This window comes from Pantanalinema rosaneae CENA516 (genome assembly GCF_050753385.1).
Taxonomy (GTDB): Bacteria; Cyanobacteriota; Cyanobacteriia; order Leptolyngbyales; family Leptolyngbyaceae; genus Pantanalinema; species Pantanalinema rosaneae.
Genome location: NZ_JBLZFZ010000002.1, coordinates 104,795 through 125,610 on the forward strand (window position 1 = coordinate 104,795; position 20,816 = coordinate 125,610).

Below are 20,816 nucleotides of genomic sequence, written 5' to 3' on the forward strand. Positions count from 1 at the left end.
GGATACGATTGAATGTAGTTAATTCATAGCATGGAATTAAGTAAAGCTATTAGTTTGTGAGTGATCCTGTTTCTGACTTAGATATTTGGATAAATCATCTAAAATAGCGTTTGCAGATAGAATATTGCCAAAGATCCAATACCCGGAATCCACCATATAGACCCGATCCTGTTGCACTACCTTCAGCGTTTGCCATAACGGATTACTGGCATAGTGTTGAAAACTCGATTCTGCCCCTGGATCTAAGGCAATAAACATGGCATCAGCTTCTAACCAATCAATTCGCTCTAAACTGATATTGACATACCCCCAATCTGAGTTTGGCACTTGCTGTTGCTGCCGTTGAATCGGGGGAATTGCTAACCCAGCTACCTCTTCCAGCACACTTACGGCAAATGAATTTTGATTCAGAAATTGCGTCAGGTGAACATCCGTATAGAACCGCATCACACAAATTTGGCGATCGCCCATCCTTGCAGCTAACAGCGAACGCAACGCTTCGACACGCTGTTGGTATGCAGTTAGCAGCTTTTCGGCTTTCTGGCGTTGATCAACGATGTCTGCCATTTGCTGTAAGGTCTTTTTCCAGCCTGTTTGCGAATATTCCAATGAAACCGTAGGGGCAATTTGCGAGAGGAGTGCATAGTTATGGGCACCGATGAACATCCCCAGAATTAAATCTGGTTTTAACTGCACAATCCTTTCCAAATTGGGCTGCCCTTCCTTACCTAAATCCGCGATCGCCCCAATCTTGTCCTGCAAGATCGCTGTTTTATTGGCTACTCGATTGGAAGTTGCGGCGGCGATCGGTTTACTTCCCAATGCCGCTAGCAGTTCCAAACTCTCTTGATCCATAACGACTATCCGTTGAGGATGATGGGGAATGCAACTTTCTCCCAACTCATGCTGAACCGTTCGACATGCCGATGGTGCTATCTCCGGGGTGACAGCCTGCGATCGGTGGTTCGCGATTCCATAGCCACTCTGGATCAACCCAACTACTAGAGTGCCGACCAGAAATAGTTGCAGGCGTTGCCACCAGGATTTACGGATCATTGTCATGCCACATCATTATCGTTATGGTTTTCTACTACGCTACTAAAATGTCCATGAGATTGTGCCTCTGATGGTAAAGGGCGCACCATAGTAGACCCGGAGAGAGCTTTCAGCCGTCTCAAAGTAGCGCACATCAAATAGATTCTCTACATTTAAGCCAATCCGCAAGTTATCCCGACGATAGAACAGAGTCGCATCAGTGCGAGTGTAACTTGGCACTTCAAACGAATTATCTAAATCCCCCTGACGCTTCCCAACATAAAAAATTCCCAGACCAAAACCTAATCCCCTTAAAGAACCCGTTTGAATTTCATAGGTTGTCCACAAACTCACGGCACTTTCGGGTACATTATTAATCTGATTACCAACAGCAAAAACATTATCCTCGGTGATTTTAGTGTTAGTGTAAGCATATCCCGCCGCAATTTTCCATCCCGGCAAAATTTCACCCGCAATATCCAGTTCAATGCCGCGACTTCTTTGTTCCCCGGTCTGCACCGAGAAGTTCGGGTTGGCAGGGTCAGCCGTCAGCACGTTAGAACGGGTAATTTGGTAGAACGCCAGTGTCGTAGAAAGCCGACGATCGAGCCAGTCTGCTTTCAGACCCACTTCATATTGAGTGCCGCGCTCAGGTTTGAACAATCGATTATCAAACGCAGTACCAAGATTTTGCAGAAAAGAGCGGCTATAACTGGCATACAGTGAGAGGAAATCGGTGGGCTGATAGACTAAACCCACGCGAGGGCTAAAAACCTCATCTTGCTGCGATGACTCAGAGCCATCATCAAAGTCAATCTTTTGGTTAACAATGTCAAACCGACCTCCCAGCAGGAGTTTCCAGTTAGGCGAAAAATCGATTTGATCTTGGAGATAAATGCCGAGAGAATTGGTGATATAAGGTTCTCTAGGATACTCAGCCACAAATAATTTGTTAGAGCGCCGATACTGCGGATCAAACAGATCGATCGGGTCTAGGACAAATTCCCGGCTACTGGCAGCATACACATCCCGGTTGAGGTCAATCCCAAACAGTAATTTATGTCCAACACTGCCCGTCTTAAACGTGCCAACCACGCTGGTATCCAGCATATAGTTATCCTGAGACTGGTCTTTGGTACTGAATAATCCCCGTTCTAGGGTTCGTTCATCATCCAAAAGTGCTGACGGAAACAAGGAGTTTTGTGGGGTGCGACTAAGGGTTGCCCGAAACGCATTGCGTAACTGCCAATTGGAGCTAAAGTTATGTTCCAGGGTATAGCCTAATCGCAACGCATAGCGATCGTTCTTATCCAGACCATCATCTGGCTCTCCAATAAAGCGGTTGCGGGGCAATCGACCATTAACATTAGATAAAACAGTGCCCTGAGCGGGTAAACCACGGGCATTTGGTTGTTGACCAATTGTATATTCGCCCTCAAAGGTGAGTCTGGTGTTAGGGCTAATTTGCCATGCCAGGGTAGGGGCAATCAAATAATTGCGGCGATCGAAAAAGTCAATAAAGGTTCCTGTGGTAGATGCTCCAGCAATGAAGCGATAGAGCAAGGTTTTAGATGAATTGAGCGGTCCTGTCAAGTCGATAAAACCATCATAGGTATCAAAATTCCCGATCGTCCCCTCGATCGTATAACGGGGTTCGGCTAAGGGCTTTTTCGTCACGATGTTGACCGTTCCCCCCGGTCCACCCTGGCTAAACAGTGCCCCTGCCGGACCCTTTAGCACTTCAATCTGTTCAATGTTGGGAACGGCAATTCTGGTGGTAATGTTGGTGTCATCCCGTAAGCCATTCCGAATGATATTTCGTCCGGTAAACCCCCGAATTGTCACACCTTCAAAGGCGGAGGAAGACGGGTTATCAGGGGTGACTCCAGCCACAGTACGCAGAGCTTCATTAACGCTTTCTACTTGCCGATCTTGTAGCAAGTCCTGGGGTACCACTTGAACGGAAAAGGGTAGATCCCGAATTGGCGTATCGGTTCTGCTGCCAGTGCTGGTATTGGGTACCCGATAACCACCGGGGGCTTCTCCCGTAGCGAAAATTTCTTCTTCCAGGTCATCCTCTGGTTCTGGGTTGAGGCTGTAGGCAAATTCTCCTGCTCTCAACGTCACCTCAGACTGCGGTAGAGCATTCATTCCACTCACAATCACCTGAATGGTACTAGCATCCTGCTGCACCACCTGCACACTGGCAATATCATCCGTCGGATTTTCAGCGCTAAATTCCTCGGTAGCTGGCAGAGCTAAAACAACATTGGGAATATCAGCAATGAAGCGATCTCCTGCTGTCCGAAACTTAGTCGTATCTATTGGCAATCGGGTGTTATCTGCCGTGGTCAGAATGATGTCTAACCCAGTGGCAGTTTGCTCAATCCTTACCCCTGTAACCTTGATCGTCTCTGCCTCAATTTGGGCAATCCACTCTTTAACACTGGTTGCCGGACGATCGCCATTCCAAAAATCGGCTACTCGCTGTTCCTGAAATTCAGTCGCCCAACTGGTTGGAGCCACCAGTACCGAGGTTAAACCTAACCACCAAAGCATCAGTTTCCAATTCATCAGCCTATCCTTCACACCAACTCTTGAGCCAGACAATTAAAAATAATTCTCAATTGCTCTGAATCCGATAGTAAGCTGAGTTGGGCTACCAAACTTTGGTGAAACGGAATTTTTGTTTGGTGAAACGGAACTTTCGCCATCCGCGATCGCCGGACGTGGCACTAAAGCAACTGTTGGCGGACGGATCTTGGACTTACCCCAAATTTTTTGCGGAATGCGGTACTGAAGGCACAAGCATTGTTGTAACCCACCCGACGCGCAACCTCTGTCACTGAGCATTGCTTATTGAGTAACAGCGATCGTGCCTGTTCCATGCGGTACTGGTGCAAATAGCCAAATACCGTTGTGCCAAATACCTGTTTAAATCCTCGCTTGAGCGTACAGTCATTCAGTCCAACCTGTCGGGCTAACGCCATCAAGGATGGAGGATTTTCAAACTGCTGTAACAGAATTTCCTTCGCCTGATGAATGCGGTCAACATCGGTTGTCCGTAAAGCTGGGCTTGATTGATCTGCCCGACGATCGCTTAGTGCCCTGATTGAGACATCGTTAGCCAGCGCCTGGTCTAACCACAGGGTCAACACTTCAATTGATTTACTCTCCAAATACATCTGCTTCATCACCCCCTGATACGGGCAATCCAGCATCTGCTGCAACGCTAATTGCATCGTTGGCGTAATCGTTCGGACAGGGGATAGAGGAATCGTGACATCCCCCTCTAACATTCTGAGTAACTCCGTCGGCAGGATATCGAGATGATGATCAATTAACCGACAGAATTGTTCTGGTTCTAGATGAATATCTACTTCCACTCGCGCATCTCGTGCCAATTCCTCACTGACACCACCGGGCAAAAATAGCCCCGCAACGTAATGCTGCCCGTTTGTAATGTAGGTGTCATTCAAGTAGCGAAAGGTAGACGAGAGGTTAAATACCCATTCCAGACACTCCGTTTCTTCCGGACGAATCCCCGAAAACACCAGATCGTCCTGAAATTGATAGCGATGGAAGGTTAACTGAATCCCGTTCCGCAAGAAAATATCCCGCTTATAGCCTCGCCCGAACAGGGAAGGGCATTCAAACAGGCAATCAGTGTCATCCTTGGGGTCAATTTGTCGTGCTTGTAGCCGACTTTCTTGCCACAAATTTGTCCACGTTGTGTCAGAGAGCACGATCGCCATATTCCAAGCGGTTTAACCAATAAACTGACTGTATTGACATGGACAATACCTTAGCTGAGAATACTTGTCAACAGTTGGCGATCAGTGGCGATCGTTTGCCAAAACTGTCCGATCTGCTCACTCACCGGTTGGGGGTAGAAATAGTGAAAGAAGTAGCGACCGCCCGGACAAACCCACAGTCGAGAGGCGGCATGGTTGAAATACGCCTGCCACCCTTTCAGTTGATTCGGATCAATCACGACATCATCCACACTCCCACAGACCAGCAGTGGCACATCAACAGGCACAGGTAGCAGACTCACCGATCGCAGCAAACTGTGGGGCGAAAGTGATTGATAGAGGTCTTGCTCTAATAGCTTGATCACTTTTTCGGTGATATCCTTGGGTGGGTAACTCAATAAGCCATACACTATTTGTCGTAAAATAGTCTGCTGATCCAGAGGAAGTAAGCGGCGTTGAGCATAGTACAGCGTTTGCCAATCAACTGCCGGATGCACTCCTACGGAAAGTAAGGTCAGCGATCGCACTCGCTCCGGATATTGGCGGGCATAGAGTAGCCCCAACAAGCCGCCGGTGCTATGTCCCAGTAGATGAATTGGGCGATCGTAGCGATTTAAATAATCATGTAATAACTCTAACGCTGTATCTAATGATGTTGGTTCATCCAGAGTTTGAGTATATTCCCACTGAGCGATCGCCGTGTGTTGTGCTAAGTGCTTGAGTAATGGGCGATCGAATCCTTGTAAAGGAAGACTAACATTCAACCAAAGGGCATCGATAGAATGAGACATTCAATATTTCCTAATTTTCTAATTTCCTAATTTACGACTGATTATCCGTTTGCAGCTATAGGCATTACAATTGTTTTTTCTCACTGCAATGTGGAAGTAAAGCAATAGATGGGGAGGAGAGTGGACGAGAGCAATCCGTGAAGAAGCCACGCGGTCAACCTGGAATCAGCGCTTTTCCTGGTTTCTGCCCCACCACCTCACTGACTATCCCATCCCCCCATTACCGCTTCACTCCACAACACTACAATTAAACTTCTGCTGAACTGAGTGCCCGCTCGGCACGACGGAAATCAACCCCGATCGCCCGTAACGCATGCCACAGATGCCCTTGCAGGAAAAAGAACGCCAGGAAGAAGTGAGTATTCGCTAACCAGGCACGAGGAGTATGCGCTCCTAACGGTAACTGAACCGTATCCGTAAAATAGGGGGTAATTCCCAGCTTGATTTCTAGCGGGGCTCCATAGAATTCAATGGGATATGCCAACGGATTGACGGCACAGAAGTAGGCAGCAACAAATCCTGCTAGAGCAATTCCAGCTAACGAGTAGGACAGAATTGCTTCGCCCGAAAAGATCAAGACCTTTTTAGTCCAGTTCAATGGAGGTACAAGAATATGCCAGATGCCGCCAGCAATCAGCATGACTCCTACATAGATGTGACCACCGACTAAATCTTCCAGGTTATCAATACTGGCAAAGTGAGTTTGATAGCCGTAAATAATGGCTGGATTCAGCGTTGGCTCTGTAACCACCCGAACGGTTTGACTGGCAGCATCATAGAGCCCACCCCAGTACATCGCTTTCGCAACCAGTAAGAAGGCTCCAATTCCTAAAAATAGCAAATGATGTCCCAGAATTAACCCAAGCTGCTTGGAGTCACTCCAGGCAAAATGGAATTTCTTGGCTTGCCCGGATGCCGCTTTTAAATCTTCTGGGGCTCTAAAGGTGTGGAATAATGCCCCTGCCGCAAATACTGCCGAAGCAATTAGGTGAATTGCACCAATCACAAAGAAGGGATAGGTACTAACAACTTGCCCACCTTGACCAATCCCAAACCCTAAGGTCGCTAGATGGGGCAACAGGATCAACCCTTGTTCACCCATCGATCGTGTCGGGTCAAACCAGGAAATTTCATACAACGTAAACGCCCCTGCCCAAAAGGTAATCAGGGCTGCCTGAGCCACATGGGCCGCGATAAATAAGCCAGATAAGTTGGCGAAACGGGCATTCCCCGCCCACCAGTCATACTTCACAGTTGGGTTGTCGTAAGTCTGCATAGATTCATCGGTTAAAGAACGGTACAGCTTATTGAGAAATAAGAGCAATAAGCTGCAACGAAATTAGTTTAGAATAGTTCTCAATAAGCTAATATTAAGTATTATTAAGCAAATATTGAGTGGCTATGCGACACTATCAACACCTCAGGGCAGGGTTGTGCGAGGCATACATCCTAGGATCCAGAAGTTCCAGGGCTACTCGAATGATTTGTTATCGCGATCGCTCATAGCCTGAAACAAAATTAACTCTGATGCTAGTTTAACGAGCAACTTAGAAAAGTTCCTAATAAGAAAACCTTTCTACGAGGACAGGCGCTGCTGAACTCAGCTAATCGTTGACGCTAGGAACGTGGAAGCCTGGATCGCACAAACACAAGCGCAAGTTGCAGCCATCACTGCATAAACCAACCATTAGACCCGCAGAAAGGGTTAGAGGATGCATCGGCATTGCCCCATATCGTTGCTTTCTATATCTAAGGATTTCACTTCCATGAATTGTATTCACTCCTCTAGTCTATTGGCTCAGACTGCTTACCTCACTTCTGCCTCCACAGGACTGAGTACCGGCTTACAACCATTGGTCAACAGTGATCTGCAAGCTGCACTTCAGACTCAACCACTGGGACTGGTTGGCAGTTCAGATCCAGTTATTAGCAATGTGGCCATTTCTACTCAAGCACCTCCGCCAATTACATTTACAGTCACCAGTACCGCCGACACTGAAGACCCCAATGATGGTGTCCTGACCTTACGGGAAGCGATCGCCCTTGCCAACGCCGCCGGGGATCCGAATGTGATCAACTTCGCGTTAGGGGCAGGAGCCCATACGATTACGCTGAGCGGTAGACAATTAGCCATTACCAATCCAGCCATCATTGACGGAGGAGGGCAAATCACGATTAGCGGTAACAATCGCTCTCGCATTTTTGAAACCAGTAGTAGTGTGAGACTTTTGGGACTGACGATCGCCAATGGCTCGGCATTTCGGGCAGGTAGCATTCTGAATACAGCGACAGGTCATCTGACTCTGACTAATAGCACCATTCGCCAGAGCAATGCAGCCGTAGGTGGGGCGATTACTAATGAAGGGTTCTTAAACCTGAATAACAGCACCCTGCATAACAACACCGCCGCTACCAGTGGGGGAGGAATTGATAACCACGGGCGTTTATGGGTGATTAGTAGCACCCTGAGTGGTAATCGGGCTGGTTTAGATGGTGGGGCAATCTGGAATAACACTGGTTCTGTGATTGTGCAAAACAGTACCATTACCCTCAACGTTGCTGACAGCGACAATGATGGTTTGGGGAACGGTGGCGGTATCCTCAACACGGCAGGTACAGTCAGTGTTAAGAGCAGTATTATTGCAGGTAACGTTGACACGCCAAACAATTCTGGAGTTGGCAGCATTCATCCAGATGTTGCGGGTAATTTCTCTGACTCTGGTGATAATTTGATTGGCGATCGCACCGGCAGTATAGGGTTTACCGCCAGTCCGTTAGTGGGCACTAGCACCAATCGGATTAATCCCCGACTCAGTGCCTTAAGAGATAACGGTGGCTATACCTGGACTCATGCCCTTCAAGCCGATAGTCTTGCCATTGATGCGGGCGATCGCTATGGAGTTTTCTTAACCGATCAGCGTGGTGTTCAGCGCAGTACCCCGGCTGATATTGGTGCTTATGAAGCCGCCTTTGCTCAATTCACCGTCGATACCTTGTTGGATGCAGATGATGGCAATTTCAGTGCCGGGAACGCATCGCTCCGAGAAGCCATTCGCTATATCAACGAGGGTGGCATCATCAACTTTGCCAACGATTTGAGTGGCACGATTACACTGAATTCAGGTGAACTAGCCATCAACAAATCACTGACAATCAATGGTTCTGGGGCAAATGTTTTAACCATCAGTGGCAACAATCGATTCCGTGTTTTCTCCATTGCTAGAGATACTACGGTAGAAATCGATGGACTGACGATCGCCAATGCTTATTGGCATTATGGTGGCGATATTGGTGGATCTGGCATTCATAACGACGGTAATTTAACCGTTTCTAATAGTGTGGTTCGAGATAGTCAATCAGTGACCTATATCGGTGGTGTCATCCATAATAGTGCCAACGCTAATCTCACTCTCAAGCACAGCACCATTTACAACAATTCTGGGTATGGCGCACTTGGTGTCATTGGCAACCTCGGTACCATGCTGATGCAGAACGTGACCGTGAGCCAGAACCAAACGGCTCCTTCTACTTTTGGCAGTGTCGTTAATGCTGGCACCTTAAGCATCGACTCCAGCACCATCACTGGCACATCTGGAATCAGCGGCAGTCCTCTATATAGTGCTATCTACAATATGTATGGCGAAAATGGAGTTGTCCGGCTCAAGAACACGATCGTTGCCGGTAACGCAGTATTCTCAGACTTAATGGGTCAGTTTATCAGCGAAGGATATAACTTAATTGGTCAAAATAGCTATGCCCGTGGATTCAGTCATGGGCAGAATGGCGATCAGGTCGGTACAACAGACTCCCCGATCGATCCGCGCCTGGGAGTTTTACAGAACAATGGTGGCTCAACCTGGACTCATGCCCTCCTGGCGGGCAGTCCGGCGTTGAATGCCGGTAATCCCAATGATAGACTTGTGATTGATCAACGGGGTATGTTTCGTTCAGCCCGACCTGATATCGGAGCCTACGAGGAGATTGCGCCGACTGCTCGCAATGATAGTGCCTGGAGTCGGTTCGGTGGTAGAGTCACAATTCCCGTGTTGGTGAATGATTCCGCGATCGATGGTGACACCTTCACGATCGTCGGCTACAGTAATCCGCAAAGTGGTAGCCTGATTCTGAATGCTGACGGTAGCTTCACCTACCAGCACCGGATGAGCCTTGCCAGACCTTCATCCATCGATCGCTTTACCTATACCATTAGCGATAGCAAAGGTAAAACAAGCACCGCCACTGTTTCTATCCAGCTTTCCTGACTTGGAGGATAACAGTCTAGAAGATCCTCCACCGGAGTAGAGCAGGCAATGGCTGTACCAAATGGACTAAACGGTACAGCCATCGTCATGACTAATCACTGGTCACTGGCAACCTTAACCAACCGCTCAACTCCTGTGCCAACCAGTCTAGTTCCGGAGGCGTTAATCGATCGCTGCCGCCTAACGACAATTTCTTGGTTCCTGCCCAAATATGAATCTGTGGCGGCACCGCAACACTACTGCCCTCAGAGTCTCGTTTATACACCAGACGGGTCAGTTCGATTTTCGTAATATTTTTGCGATCGGCTTTAATAAAAGGGAAACACCGCCTGCCTAAGACCTCAGAGGCTAGCACAATCTCAAATGGTGTAATCCGCAATCTGGTTTTGCCGAACAGCGTAAAGAAAATCCCCCAAATTAAACCCAGACCAACCCCCAAATGACAAATGGCAAACAGGGCAGCAAACCAGCCGCCAGAACTCCAAGTCGAAAAAGCGATGCCATACCACATGACTAGAAAGGAATTCCAGGCAATGGCAAAGCCAATCATGGGGATCAGTCCCGCGTGAAAGCCGCGTGGCGGAATCATAATCTCCAACAGTTGACGAGTGTTGGTGAGTTGCACCTTACTCCCAACGGGTTTGGTCACTTTTGCCAAGCCACTCTGGCGTAAGGTTGGTTGTTCTAAGGCGGCTAATGCTTGCTGGGCAGACTTCAGCCGTAAATCGGTGCTGGGTTCGGTCAACCAGGTTAGCCAGTCTGTCAGATGGTGACTGAGACTAACGCTATCCTCAAACAAAATCCGCATCTCACGCTGAGGCAATTGATCCGGATGCTGTCCTGTCGTCAGATAAATTAGCGTTGCGCCTAAAGCATACAGATCGGATGCCGGGGTGGCATGACCCCCAAATTGCTCAGGTGGCATATAACCATACGTGCCAACGACAGTCCGGGTTCCGGTATGTACAGCAGTTTGTACCGACCCAAAATCAATCAGGTAAACCTGCCCCAACTGATTCCCACTGCGATCGCCCAACAAAATATTGCTCGGTTTAATGTCTCGGTGAATCACAGGTGGCTGACGATGATGTAGATAATCCAGAATGCTTAATAGCTGTTTGGCGATCGCCTTTAAATCTGTCTCACTGAAGGTACGACCAGACTGAATCCAATCCTGGAGCGATTGCGCTTCGATATACGTTTGAACTAATCCAAACCCTTTACCGAGTTCCGTTTCTGCCTCAAAGTAATCCAGATATTTAGGAATTGCCGGATGATTAAGCGCTTTGAGGACTTCAGCTTCCCGTTCAAATAGCTTCAAATCCTCCCAGGTAAAGTCGGGCCCAAATAGTAGTAGCTTAATCACAACCGACGATCCTGTTTGTAGGTCGCTTGCTAAAAATGTCCTCCGACCGGTTTGCCGACCGAGCAAGGACTGAATCTGATAGCGATCGTGTAAAACATGACCAATCAGGTGATCCATAGCTTCTGACCTATAACAGTATGGACAGACTAATTATCTTCTATTCCACCATAGCCAAACATCATGCTAATCGGCTGAATCCTGCTTACAGCAGTTTTCGCCCCCCTAGCCCCCAATTTTGGGGGAACAGGAGCTAAAGTCCTCCAGAATATGGTCTGACGGCATCGTAGAAAGGGGGCTTAAAGCCCTACGGGCATACTAGAAAAGAGGGCTGACCGAATTGACAAGTGTGGTGCATTCATTTGAAAACGGCTGTAAGAAGCACAGATTATCTTTATATTGCGATAGCTAAAAAACGGCTTTTGAGGGATGAAATATCCCCTACGGGAGATTATATCTGCCGTTAGCTCCTATACTCAGGATGCTGTGATCAGCATAAAAAACCTGGCATGATAACCAGGTTCCAGGGCAAGCGATGATTGTGCAAGCTGTAGTTAGTTCTAGACTAACAAGTGATTTTTGCGATCGCCATTCCAATGATTATTGGTATTCAATCATGACCTCATTGGTATCGATCGTATAAGTACAAACAAAGGTCACTGGAACAGAAGCTGAATTGTAGCCATTCATGGTCAATGTTGCTCCACCCTTGCCCGTAATTACATCTGTAATTTCAGTCACCGACACGCCATACTTGGCAACTTCATTCGTACAAGCATCTACTGCCCATCTTGGTGCTTCTTGCGCGAATGCAGGCGCTAAAGACACTGTAGAACCAGCCGCCATCATTAATATTGCTGCTGTCGCCTTGAGCAACGAATTCATCATGAAACAACTCCTGGTATATGACCTGTGAATCGCAATAGTGGAACGGTTTAAGCTGCAAAACATGTTTGAGGATGATTGAACAGTAGCAATCCTGACCTTTCAAACATCTGCTAAATAAAAACTAGCTCCAGGAAAATTAAATTAGAAGGAGGAAATTGCGGAGATCATTTCTACCTTCCACTCAAACGCTGAAAAACCATCGAGAAACTACGGAATCACGATCGTTAGTTAAGATGACTTGGTAATAATACTTAAACTACTTCTATATTCCTCTGACATAGAAATTGCTTGGAGTGGATATTAGGGCGCTTTTGTATCTCTGTTGAGCATCCTGGGAAAAATTGCATTATCCATAGGATTTTAGGCATATATTGGAACTCCAATGCAGGAATGACTCATGTTTAACAACTCCAATCTCAAAATTCGGATCTTGTTTGGTTATTCACTGCCAATTCTTTGTCTAGTAGGTCTGGGAGCGATCGTATATACCAGTGCCCTCAGTACATTTGAGCGACAAGAGGCGGTAGAAACAGCTCAAATCATCATTGGTGGCATCAACGAAATGACGTTTGGTATGGGCACTATGGTGCGGAATGTGCGGGGCTATGTGCTCTTTCCCAACGATAAAAGCTATCTCAAAAGTTACGAAAATGGGCTGCAAGTGTTTCAATCGGGATCCACTCAACTGAGTCAACTGAGACAAGATCCCTACTTGAAAACCCAGCTAGCGTTCTTTAATACCCATTGGACAGAGATCCAGGGACGGGCAGATCAAATTTTTGCTCTGGTAGAGCAACGCAAACTCAATGAAGCGAAGGAGTTACTCAGCTCGCTACGAATGTTAGAAGCCGAAGCAAGACGACAAGAAATTGTCGCTCAGCAGACACAACTCCTGGCACAGAAAAATCAGGAAGAAGCAGATGCTCGCCACCTGATGCTCCTCTTAGTTCTGGGTGGAACGGCGGTATCGACTGTATTTGTTGTGCTAGTCGGGCTATGGGTGAGCCATGCGATCGCGGCTCCTCTGGGACGTAAAATCAATCAAGTGGTTCATACTGCCGAGTGCATTTCTGTAGGAGATTTAACAACACCGATCGAAATCACGGTAGCAGATAGCCAAGAGATTACTAAGTTGCTCATGGCGTTCCGCTCCATGACCCATCACCTCAATACCTTAATTTGCCAGGTTCAGCAGTCTGGCATTCAAGTCACCTCCTCAACGACTCAGATTGCTGCCTCCGGCAAACAACTGGAAGCCACCCTGAATGAACAAGTAGCCGCCACAACCCAAGTGGTTGCCACTGCTAAAGAGATCGCAACTACAGCGAGTGAACTGGCGAGAGTGATGGAAGAGATTGCTGCCACGGCTCAATCGACTACGGCGGCGGCGGATGCTGGCCAACAGGGGCTGTTACAAATAGCCGGTACTATGCAGCAACTCTCCGCTTCAACGACAGCCATTTCAAGTAAGCTGGGGACAATCAGCGAGAGAGCCAACAACATTAATACCATTGTTACGACGATCGCCAAGGTGGCAGATCAAACGAACCTGTTGTCTCTTAATGCGGCGATCGAGGCTGAAAAGGCAGGGGAGCATGGGCTGGGTTTTGGTGTGGTCGCTCGCGAAATTCGCCGGTTAGCTGACCAAACTGCTGTGGCAACATTAGATATTGAACAGATGGTGAAAGCTATGCAATCAGCCGTCTCAACGGGAGTAATGGAGATGGATAAGTTTGCTCGCCAGGTCGATCGGGGCGTAGAGGATATAGACACCATTAGCACTCAAATCACCCAGGTCATTGAGCAAGTACAGACCCTAACGCCACAATTTACTCAGGTCAATTATGGGATGGAGATGCAGTCACAGGGAGCGCAGCAGATTAGCGAAGCTATGATGCAGTTGAAAGAATCGTCTGGACAAACAGCCGCATCGCTCAACGAAACCAACACAGTGATTACCCAACTCAGCCATGTTGCCCAGGGCTTACAAACAGCCATCTCTCGCTTCAAAATTCACACCGATAATTTACAACAGCTCTAGTTGGTCGTGGTGGTCGCCATCCTCTCTCCCGAATCAACGGGGTCTCACTGGTTGGGAGGACGAACCTTGAGCCGCCCTGGCAGCCATGCGATCGACCAGTCCTGGCAGCAGTAATTTTGCCCACGGGATAATTTTGCCTTTCCAGGTCATGGTGTGCTCCCGTTGTCGCCGTTCCATTGCCCCCAGAATTTGCCGGACACATTCCGCGATCGACATATTGCCCTGACTTTCGTCCCGAGGGCTTTGACCTAAGGGTTGCCCATCGGCTCCTAACGCTCGCTGCCGAATATCAGTCGCCACAAATCCGGGGGACACAACCAGCACATCTACGCCAGTTCCCTGAAGTTCAATCCGCAGCGTATCGAAGAAGCCCTGCATGGCATGTTTACTGGCAACATAGCCGCTACGAGTGGGGACGGCGGTTTTACCACAGAGGGATGAGACGGCAACTAATAGTCCCTGACTGGCTTTGAGGTACGAGAGCGCATAATGGGTACAATAAACAGCACCGAGGTAATTGACCTGCATCACTTGCTCGAAAATTGACAGATCGGTAATCTGGTCGAAGCGAGTCAGCATCGAAATTCCAGCATTATTGACTAGAACATCAATCTGTCCGAAGGTGGCGATCGCTTGCTCAATTAAGTGTTGGCAGGCTTGAGGTTGGGTGACATCGGTTGGAACCGCGATCGCTTTACCTCCTGCCTCAGTACAAGCCTGAACAACGTCTTCTAGCGCCGTTTGGCTACGAGCCGCTAAAACCAAATTACTGCTTTGTTCAGCCAGAGCAATGGCGAGCGATCGACCAATTCCAGCCGAAGCCCCCGTGAGGATTACCGTTTTATTTGCAAAGGTCATATAGTAGCCCTCGAATCATCCACACCATTAGACTGGCATAGCCAAGCGATTTTTGTAGGATAGGACAGATTCTTGCGTCGGAGTTTAGGACTGACTAAAATTCACCAAACCATGTCTGGTGAATTAAGCTAGGAGGCTGCTGAAAGATGTATACCAAGAAAGCTAACGCACTCACTACTGAGCTAATTAGGATCGTTGGAATGAGATAGTCACGCTTTTCTGGTAAGAGTAGCCTGAAGTTGATGAGAGTGTGTAGTTGACTTCATGCCGTTGGGCATTGTTGTTCCTTGCAAATGAGCTTGACTTAAATTAGTTTCACCTAAATTAACATTGGTCAAATTAGCTTGGGTGAAATTTGTTTCAGCAAAATTTGCCTCAACTAACACAGCATCTGTGAGATTCGCATGGCTTAAGTTCGTTCTCGTCAGATTTGCCTTAGTTAAATTAGCACCGCTGAGATTGATTCCACTTAAATTCATATTTCGCAGATTTGCTGCGATCAAATTCAAATTTCTAAAATCTCTTTGTCCGGCTGCATATCGACTCAAAAGTTCCTTAGTATTCATGGTGTTCCAGAGAGTTAAAAAATCAACTTAACCATACGCATCAAGCCCTAAAATGCCAGCCATTACTAATCAGCCAGCAATTTAAACTTGTGTTCTGAGCTACCTATTACCAGAGTTCTGCAAAAAATTGCGATCGCCCTGGAGAAACCTTAGCCATCAATAGCGAAACTTTCTCTTACGCTGTTTATGCTTAGCCAGTGCTTTGCGCTTCCGTTTTTCGATTGGAGTTTCAAAATGGCGATGTTTCCTGATGTCTGGAAAAATCCCAGCCTTAGAAACTTCCCGCTTGAAGCGGCGCAATGTTGATTCAATTCCTTCATTTTCCCCAGGAATAACTTGGGTCACTGAATGTCCTCATGAGTTGACAGATTGAGCCAGCGAAGAAAACCGAAAGACAAACACGAGGGTGAGTCTGCCTTTCTGGTTGCCTGCTTAGATTTAATAGCGGCGGGAGGAACCGCGTTCTTCACGAGGTTTCGCTTTGTTAACTTTGATGTCCCGTCCCATCCATTCGGCACCATCTAATGCCTCGATCGCCGCAGTTTCTTCAGCATTTGTCTCCATTTCAACAAAAGCAAACCCCCGCAACCGACCTGTTTCCCGGTCCGTAGGTAGCTGAACGCGTTTGACAGTACCGTACTCTGCAAAAACTTGAGTCAAGCTATCCTGCGTAACGTCGTAAGACAGATTGCCAACATAAACTGACATAAGGATTCTCCCAAATCAGAGATCAATGGTGTAGAGAGTTAGATTCGGAGAAACGCTTTGAAAACGAATTACAACAGCCGAAAATAAGCCTGTGATAAGGACACTAGCACAAGACTTACAAGAATAGGACAATTTTAACTAAAAAATATCGATCGAGCCACGTAGCTATCTTCACTGGCTCAAGTCGTATGTTCTTAATCGCTGTAACTTATGTAGCACTCTCAAATCGCTTATGAGATAGTAGAGGCTTTGTCAGGAAGTTTCTGGCGGAAATACTGCTCACAATCCCCATAGGAGCGTTATAGAGTGCATAACGTTGATCTAGTACAAGCTGTCAGGCAATCCATTTACTGATTAAATAGACTATAATGGAACTGGTGAGGTCTATTTAAGAGGCTATCCATAGTGACACCAAAATCTGTTGGAAAAACCTTAATCTGATCAACAGTCTCACAGCGTCGGTCGTGAACTGGTTCTGATAGAAGCTCAAAGCTAGTATTTACTCAAAAGGGCTGAATTAGGCACTATGCTCTTTTGTCACTATTGATAGTGTTGATTAAATCACAATCATATTGGTTCTTAGTAGTTTAACGCATCTGCTGGTCACTACTCTAACAGAGCAATAGTCTCACCTCAAGCACCCAGAGGTTGATGAAGTAATCGATAGTTCTTTAATCGGAATTGTCGTTTAATTCTCTCCTATTTATTCATTTATTCTCAATTTGGAGCAACGTTGATGAAAGAGAAAATAGTTACAACACCTCCCTGTTATAACCCTTCTCTAAGCGAAGAACCTCGGAACCAACGAATTAAAGTGGTTCCGCCCATAGCCAGAGAATCATTATTGAGTTGGTTAGAAAGCTCCGGCAGGCTTCATTCTAGTGAAGAGAATAATGAATTGAAAGATTACAAAATGGCAGAGGACATCAATGATTTTTTAGATCCAGAACTCTATCCTTTAGATGAAGAGGAAGAGGAAGAGGAGCTATAGCAAGTTGTTTTGACCTGTAACACGGAGCTTCTAAGGAACTCTGATCTACATTAGATTTCTAATTTCATACATCATTGAGAATATGACACCAAATCAACATTCACTTGCATACAAATCACTAACAGTTTAGGAGAAAATATGGATGCTCAAGAAATTTTGAGGCTCTACGCCATAGGGCAACGAGATTTTAGTCGGGTTAACCTGGTTCAAGTTTGTTTAAGCAGTGCCAAGTTAATTGGGGCAAACCTCGTTGGAGCCGAGTTGATTGGGGCAGATTTACGTGGAGCAGATCTAACAGAGGCTCACCTCAATCAAGCCAAGTTAAATCAGGCTAATTTGGCTGATGCTGCGATGATTCAAGTTTGTTTAACTCATGCAGACCTAAGTGATGCAGACCTGAGTGGAGCAGATTTAACCCACGCCAATTTAAATGGTGCGAACCTTAGCGGAGCCAAGCTGGGAGGCTCTGATCTACGGTCAGCAGACCTTGGCAAAGCGGATTTAAGTGGCGTTGATTTGCGCGGAGCAGATTTAACTGGAGCCAATTTGCGGGAGACAGACCTGAGTAATGCCGACTTAGATGGAGCGTATTTAGGTGAAGCAGATTTAACTGGAGCCAATCTTCAAGGGGCGAATATTGATAGAGCAGAATTGAGCAAAACCATAATGCCAAACGGCACAATTTATAATTGGCTCTATGGGTGATAGAGAGTCAACCAGTGTTGTGCTGGTTAAGCTATACCAGCCCAATGTAGTTACAATTGATCAAGGCAACTCTTCTGCCGAACGCAAACGAGCCTTAGTCTTGATCAATTAAGAAGTTATTCTTTTGAATATAACTTGCAAGAATAGAATACGACAATTTTGCGTTTTTGGACACCTCTAATGTAATCGTATTTTCATCCTGAGGATAGATCAGGATTGAGTCCTATTTCACTTAAGCTCACCTCATAGGCAGTATCTTTAACATGCTAGCTTTAATTATCACTTCTCTGAAACCAACTGTTCGAGTGCCTCAGAGCACCCGGTCATCAACTCCTCTTGATCACAGTATGACAGCGCAACATACCTGCCCCTGTTGTTCGTATGTTTTACTCCGTCACATTGGCTCAAGGGGCGTGTACTGGCGTTGTAGCCACTGCCATGAGGTGATGCCTGTCTGGTTGTAGGCTGTAAACAAGGCAGGACATCCTGAGGTTTCAAAAGGCTGCTTGATCCGATACTTTTCCGTACATTCAAGTCAACTTAACTACCCAAGGGATTTATGAAAGCACTCCTGCTCTATCCTCAATTTCCTCAATCGTTTTGGTCTTATGATCGCTTCATGGAAATTGCTGGATTGAAAGCAGTGATTCCGCCGCTCGGAATTATTACAGTTGCAGCTCTCTTACCCTCAACCTGGGAGATCCGGTTTCGCGATCGCAATGTCGCGAGTGAAACTGACGCTGATTGGCAGTGGTGTGACCTGGTCATTCTTTCCGCCATGATTGTACAGAAATCTGATTTTCAAGCCTTGATCCGCAAAGCGGCTCGCCTCGGTAAACCTGTCGCGGTGGGGGGACCCTATCCTACATCTGTGCCCCAGGATGCCTTGGAGGCTGGTGCCAATTTTCTGATTCTGGATGAAGGGGAGATGACCGTACCACTATTCCTGGAAGCGCTCAGTCAAGGCGAAACCCACGGCATCTTTCGTTCTCCAGAAAAACCGGATGTTACCCAAAGCCCGATGCCCCGGTTTGACCTGTTGCAGCGGGATGCCTATTTACTGATGGCGATCCAGTTTTCGCGGGGTTGTCCATTCAATTGTGAATTTTGTGACATTATTTCTCTCTATGGGCGCAAACCCCGCACTAAAGAACCTACACAAGCCCTAGCTGAGCTACAAACCCTCTATGATTTAGGCTGGCGTGGATCACTTTTCATTGTGGATGATAATTTTATTGGTAATCAACGCAATGTCAAACGCTTTCTGCGGGAACTGATTCCCTGGATGCAGCAACATCATTATCCGTTTAGCTTTATTACCGAAGCGTCAGTTAATTTAGCCGAGGATGATGAATTGCTCAACCTGATGGGCGAGGCTGGCTTTTATGCCGTTTTCCTTGGCATTGAAACGCCTGATCAGGATAGTTTACAAGTCACTCGTAAATTGCAAAATACTCGCAATCCGCTAGTAGAAGCCTGTCATAAAATTAATCAAGCTGGGTTACTCATCTATGCTGGATTTATTCTGGGGTTTGATGGCGAACGATCGGGCGCGGGCGATCGTATTGCCGCGTTTGTTGAACAAACCAGCATTCCCCAACCGATGGTCGGCATCCTGCAAGCATTGCCGAATACTGCCTTGTGGGAGCGGCTACAACAAGAGCGGCGGTTAATTGAGGGCAGTCAGCTTGCCACGGGGGATCAGAATACTCTGATGAATTTTGTGCCAACTCGCCCGCTCACCGAAATAGCCGAAGAGTATGTCGAAGGTTTGTGGACGTTGTATGAGCCGAGAAATTATCTGAGACGCTGTTTTCAGCAATGCCTGAAGCTGCATTTCCAAAAGAATCACAAGCAAACCATGCAGTTTCCTCTCAATAAAGGGTTGAAATTAGTGATGCAACTGATTTGGCACCAAGGAATTCGTCGCCCCGCTATTCGACGACAATTTTGGTGGCAACTCTGGATCATCTTATTCCAGAAACCCCAAGTTCTCAATACCTACCTAGGGCTATGTGCAGCAGGTGAGCATTTCTGGGAATACCGAGCATTAGCCAGAGAGCGGATGACTCAACAACTAGGATATGATCCACTACAACTTGCTAAGCCACCGAGTCGGGATCTGATGCTAACACCGTAAATGGCTCACCAATCGCACTGTTACCTCATTAACATCAGCACCAGGACTGTTCGCCCGGTGGATTGTGCAGGAGTTCGCGAATATTGGCTTCCATCACCCGATAGCCGACATTGCCATTCAATCGTTGCCGACCTTCATTAAAAATCAGGGTGGGGCTGACAGAGACGCTATGTTCCTTGACCAGGTCGAAATCCTGCGAGAGTTGGGCGTATGCTGCACCACTATCAATTTGTGCTTGAATGTCCGCGATCGGTAGTCCTAATGCTTCAGCAATGGCAAATTGCACTTGACGATCGGCAACATTGGCTAACTGAGTAAAAAACTGTTCTCGAAATGCCCAAATGGCTTTTTCAAACATCTGATCCGAGGCAGGCACAATTCCTTTGATTTCGAGTAACTGAATCGCATGGAGAAACAAGTGACAGGATGCGGAGGATGGCGGCACTACGGTTGTCCAAATATCGGGATGTACTGTGATGTGGTTGAACTTCTTAACAACCCCCTGCACATGGTCGCTATACCCTTGTAACCCGCCACGATCGCGCCAACGATTCTCTAGCTTTTCCCGCGCATTCCCAAAGACTGAGACAAAATGTTGCTCGATCGCAATCTTGTCTTGAAAGGTGGTTTTTAACTCATCCAGCCGGATCTGAGCAATGTATGCCCAAATACAGAGAACATCAGAGAAGTAAAGGATACGAATCGGTTCCATG

17 protein-coding genes are annotated in these 20,816 nt (G+C 47.0%); 5 read left to right on the forward strand and 12 right to left on the reverse strand.

The window, feature by feature from the left end:
• Nucleotides 1-36: 36 nt before the first annotated feature.
• The 5 genes from ACN4EK_RS01470 to ACN4EK_RS01490 all read right to left on the reverse strand — a co-directional run bounded on the left by ACN4EK_RS01470 (nucleotide 37) and on the right by ACN4EK_RS01490 (nucleotide 6,857).
• Nucleotides 37-1,062, reverse strand: a complete 1,026-nt coding sequence (locus ACN4EK_RS01470) for an iron-siderophore ABC transporter substrate-binding protein (RefSeq protein WP_431655568.1) — start codon at nucleotides 1,060-1,062, stop codon at nucleotides 37-39.
• A 36-nt stretch (nucleotides 1,063-1,098) separates the two neighbouring features.
• Nucleotides 1,099-3,609 carry a TonB-dependent siderophore receptor gene (locus ACN4EK_RS01475; protein ID WP_431655569.1) on the reverse strand — a complete coding sequence of 837 codons (2,511 nt, stop codon included), beginning with the start codon at nucleotides 3,607-3,609 and terminating at the stop codon, nucleotides 1,099-1,101.
• A gap of 161 nt (nucleotides 3,610-3,770) precedes the next feature.
• Nucleotides 3,771-4,790: a helix-turn-helix transcriptional regulator gene (locus ACN4EK_RS01480; protein WP_431655570.1), complete on the reverse strand. Its 1,020-nt coding sequence runs from the start codon at nucleotides 4,788-4,790 to the stop codon at nucleotides 3,771-3,773.
• Between the two features lie 50 nt (nucleotides 4,791-4,840).
• Nucleotides 4,841-5,581 (reverse strand): alpha/beta fold hydrolase, encoded by a 741-nt coding sequence (locus ACN4EK_RS01485; protein WP_431655571.1) that lies wholly within the window; start codon nucleotides 5,579-5,581, stop codon nucleotides 4,841-4,843.
• Between the two features lie 247 nt (nucleotides 5,582-5,828).
• Nucleotides 5,829-6,857 (reverse strand): chlorophyll a/b binding light-harvesting protein, encoded by a 1,029-nt coding sequence (locus tag ACN4EK_RS01490; protein ID WP_431655572.1) that lies wholly within the window; start codon nucleotides 6,855-6,857, stop codon nucleotides 5,829-5,831.
• Between the two features lie 490 nt (nucleotides 6,858-7,347).
• On the opposite strand from ACN4EK_RS01490, the gene ACN4EK_RS01495 reads away from it, so the two are divergent.
• Nucleotides 7,348-9,843, forward strand: a complete 2,496-nt coding sequence (locus ACN4EK_RS01495) for a choice-of-anchor Q domain-containing protein (RefSeq protein WP_431655573.1) — start codon at nucleotides 7,348-7,350, stop codon at nucleotides 9,841-9,843.
• 91 nt (nucleotides 9,844-9,934) lie between these two features.
• On the opposite strand, the gene ACN4EK_RS01500 is transcribed toward ACN4EK_RS01495, so the two are convergent.
• Together ACN4EK_RS01500 and ACN4EK_RS01505 are read right to left on the reverse strand one after the other, a co-directional pair.
• Entirely contained in the window at nucleotides 9,935-11,326 is a 1,392-nt protein-coding gene (locus tag ACN4EK_RS01500; protein WP_431655574.1) for a serine/threonine protein kinase, read from the reverse strand.
• 480 nt (nucleotides 11,327-11,806) lie between these two features.
• Complete coding sequence (locus tag ACN4EK_RS01505) at nucleotides 11,807-12,094, reverse strand: hypothetical protein (protein WP_431655576.1); 288 nt, start codon at nucleotides 12,092-12,094, stop codon at nucleotides 11,807-11,809.
• A 397-nt stretch (nucleotides 12,095-12,491) separates the two neighbouring features.
• On the opposite strand from ACN4EK_RS01505, the gene ACN4EK_RS01510 reads away from it, so the two are divergent.
• Nucleotides 12,492-14,135: a methyl-accepting chemotaxis protein gene (locus tag ACN4EK_RS01510; protein ID WP_431655578.1), complete on the forward strand. Its 1,644-nt coding sequence runs from the start codon at nucleotides 12,492-12,494 to the stop codon at nucleotides 14,133-14,135.
• A 33-nt stretch (nucleotides 14,136-14,168) separates the two neighbouring features.
• On the opposite strand, the gene ACN4EK_RS01515 is transcribed toward ACN4EK_RS01510, so the two are convergent.
• The 4 genes from ACN4EK_RS01515 to ACN4EK_RS01530 form a co-directional block, all read right to left on the reverse strand.
• Nucleotides 14,169-14,993, reverse strand: coding sequence for an SDR family oxidoreductase (locus ACN4EK_RS01515; RefSeq protein WP_431655580.1), 825 nt, complete (start codon nucleotides 14,991-14,993; stop codon nucleotides 14,169-14,171).
• 209 nt (nucleotides 14,994-15,202) lie between these two features.
• A complete protein-coding gene (locus ACN4EK_RS01520; protein WP_431655582.1) occupies nucleotides 15,203-15,559 on the reverse strand; it encodes a pentapeptide repeat-containing protein in 357 nt (118 codons plus the stop codon).
• Between the two features lie 156 nt (nucleotides 15,560-15,715).
• Nucleotides 15,716-15,904 (reverse strand): 30S ribosomal protein S21, encoded by a 189-nt coding sequence (gene rpsU, locus ACN4EK_RS01525; protein ID WP_431655584.1) that lies wholly within the window; start codon nucleotides 15,902-15,904, stop codon nucleotides 15,716-15,718.
• Nucleotides 15,905-15,997: 93 nt separating this feature from the next.
• Complete coding sequence (locus ACN4EK_RS01530; protein WP_431655586.1) at nucleotides 15,998-16,267, reverse strand: RNA recognition motif domain-containing protein; 270 nt, start codon at nucleotides 16,265-16,267, stop codon at nucleotides 15,998-16,000.
• A gap of 736 nt (nucleotides 16,268-17,003) precedes the next feature.
• On the opposite strand from ACN4EK_RS01530, the gene ACN4EK_RS01535 reads away from it, so the two are divergent.
• The 3 genes from ACN4EK_RS01535 (at nucleotide 17,004) to ACN4EK_RS01545 (ending at nucleotide 20,103) form a co-directional block, all read left to right on the forward strand.
• Entirely contained in the window at nucleotides 17,004-17,258 is a 255-nt protein-coding gene (locus tag ACN4EK_RS01535) for a DUF3134 family protein (RefSeq protein ID WP_431655588.1), read from the forward strand.
• 138 nt (nucleotides 17,259-17,396) lie between these two features.
• A complete protein-coding gene (locus tag ACN4EK_RS01540; RefSeq protein ID WP_431655589.1) occupies nucleotides 17,397-17,963 on the forward strand; it encodes a pentapeptide repeat-containing protein in 567 nt (188 codons plus the stop codon).
• Between the two features lie 559 nt (nucleotides 17,964-18,522).
• Nucleotides 18,523-20,103 carry a B12-binding domain-containing radical SAM protein gene (locus tag ACN4EK_RS01545; protein ID WP_431655591.1) on the forward strand — a complete coding sequence of 527 codons (1,581 nt, stop codon included), beginning with the start codon at nucleotides 18,523-18,525 and terminating at the stop codon, nucleotides 20,101-20,103.
• A gap of 34 nt (nucleotides 20,104-20,137) precedes the next feature.
• On the opposite strand, the gene ACN4EK_RS01550 is transcribed toward ACN4EK_RS01545, so the two are convergent.
• Nucleotides 20,138-20,815 (reverse strand): DsbA family oxidoreductase, encoded by a 678-nt coding sequence (locus ACN4EK_RS01550; protein WP_431655593.1) that lies wholly within the window; start codon nucleotides 20,813-20,815, stop codon nucleotides 20,138-20,140.
• Nucleotide 20,816: the final 1 nt, after the last annotated feature.

Excerpts from the sequence above, each read along its gene's own strand:
- ACN4EK_RS01505 (WP_431655576.1), bottom strand. The coding sequence starts at position 12,094 with ATGATGAATTCGTTGCTCAAGGCGACAGCAGCAATATTAATGATGGCG.
- ACN4EK_RS01490 (WP_431655572.1), bottom strand. The coding sequence starts at position 6,857 with ATGCAGACTTACGACAACCCAACTGTGAAGTATGACTGGTGGGCGGGG.
- ACN4EK_RS01485 (WP_431655571.1), bottom strand. The coding sequence starts at position 5,581 with ATGTCTCATTCTATCGATGCCCTTTGGTTGAATGTTAGTCTTCCTTTA.
- ACN4EK_RS01510 (WP_431655578.1), top strand. The coding sequence starts at position 12,492 with ATGTTTAACAACTCCAATCTCAAAATTCGGATCTTGTTTGGTTATTCA.
- ACN4EK_RS01520 (WP_431655582.1), bottom strand. The coding sequence starts at position 15,559 with ATGAATACTAAGGAACTTTTGAGTCGATATGCAGCCGGACAAAGAGAT.
- ACN4EK_RS01530 (WP_431655586.1), bottom strand. The coding sequence starts at position 16,267 with ATGTCAGTTTATGTTGGCAATCTGTCTTACGACGTTACGCAGGATAGC.
- ACN4EK_RS01475 (WP_431655569.1), bottom strand. The coding sequence starts at position 3,609 with ATGAATTGGAAACTGATGCTTTGGTGGTTAGGTTTAACCTCGGTACTG.
- ACN4EK_RS01470 (WP_431655568.1), bottom strand. The coding sequence starts at position 1,062 with ATGACAATGATCCGTAAATCCTGGTGGCAACGCCTGCAACTATTTCTG.
- ACN4EK_RS01550 (WP_431655593.1), bottom strand. The coding sequence starts at position 20,815 with ATGGAACCGATTCGTATCCTTTACTTCTCTGATGTTCTCTGTATTTGG.
- ACN4EK_RS01545 (WP_431655591.1), top strand. The coding sequence starts at position 18,523 with ATGAAAGCACTCCTGCTCTATCCTCAATTTCCTCAATCGTTTTGGTCT.
- ACN4EK_RS01480 (WP_431655570.1), bottom strand. The coding sequence starts at position 4,790 with ATGGCGATCGTGCTCTCTGACACAACGTGGACAAATTTGTGGCAAGAA.
- ACN4EK_RS01495 (WP_431655573.1), top strand. The coding sequence starts at position 7,348 with ATGAATTGTATTCACTCCTCTAGTCTATTGGCTCAGACTGCTTACCTC.
- ACN4EK_RS01535 (WP_431655588.1), top strand. The coding sequence starts at position 17,004 with ATGAAAGAGAAAATAGTTACAACACCTCCCTGTTATAACCCTTCTCTA.
- ACN4EK_RS01540 (WP_431655589.1), top strand. The coding sequence starts at position 17,397 with ATGGATGCTCAAGAAATTTTGAGGCTCTACGCCATAGGGCAACGAGAT.
- ACN4EK_RS01515 (WP_431655580.1), bottom strand. The coding sequence starts at position 14,993 with ATGACCTTTGCAAATAAAACGGTAATCCTCACGGGGGCTTCGGCTGGA.
- ACN4EK_RS01500 (WP_431655574.1), bottom strand. The coding sequence starts at position 11,326 with ATGGATCACCTGATTGGTCATGTTTTACACGATCGCTATCAGATTCAG.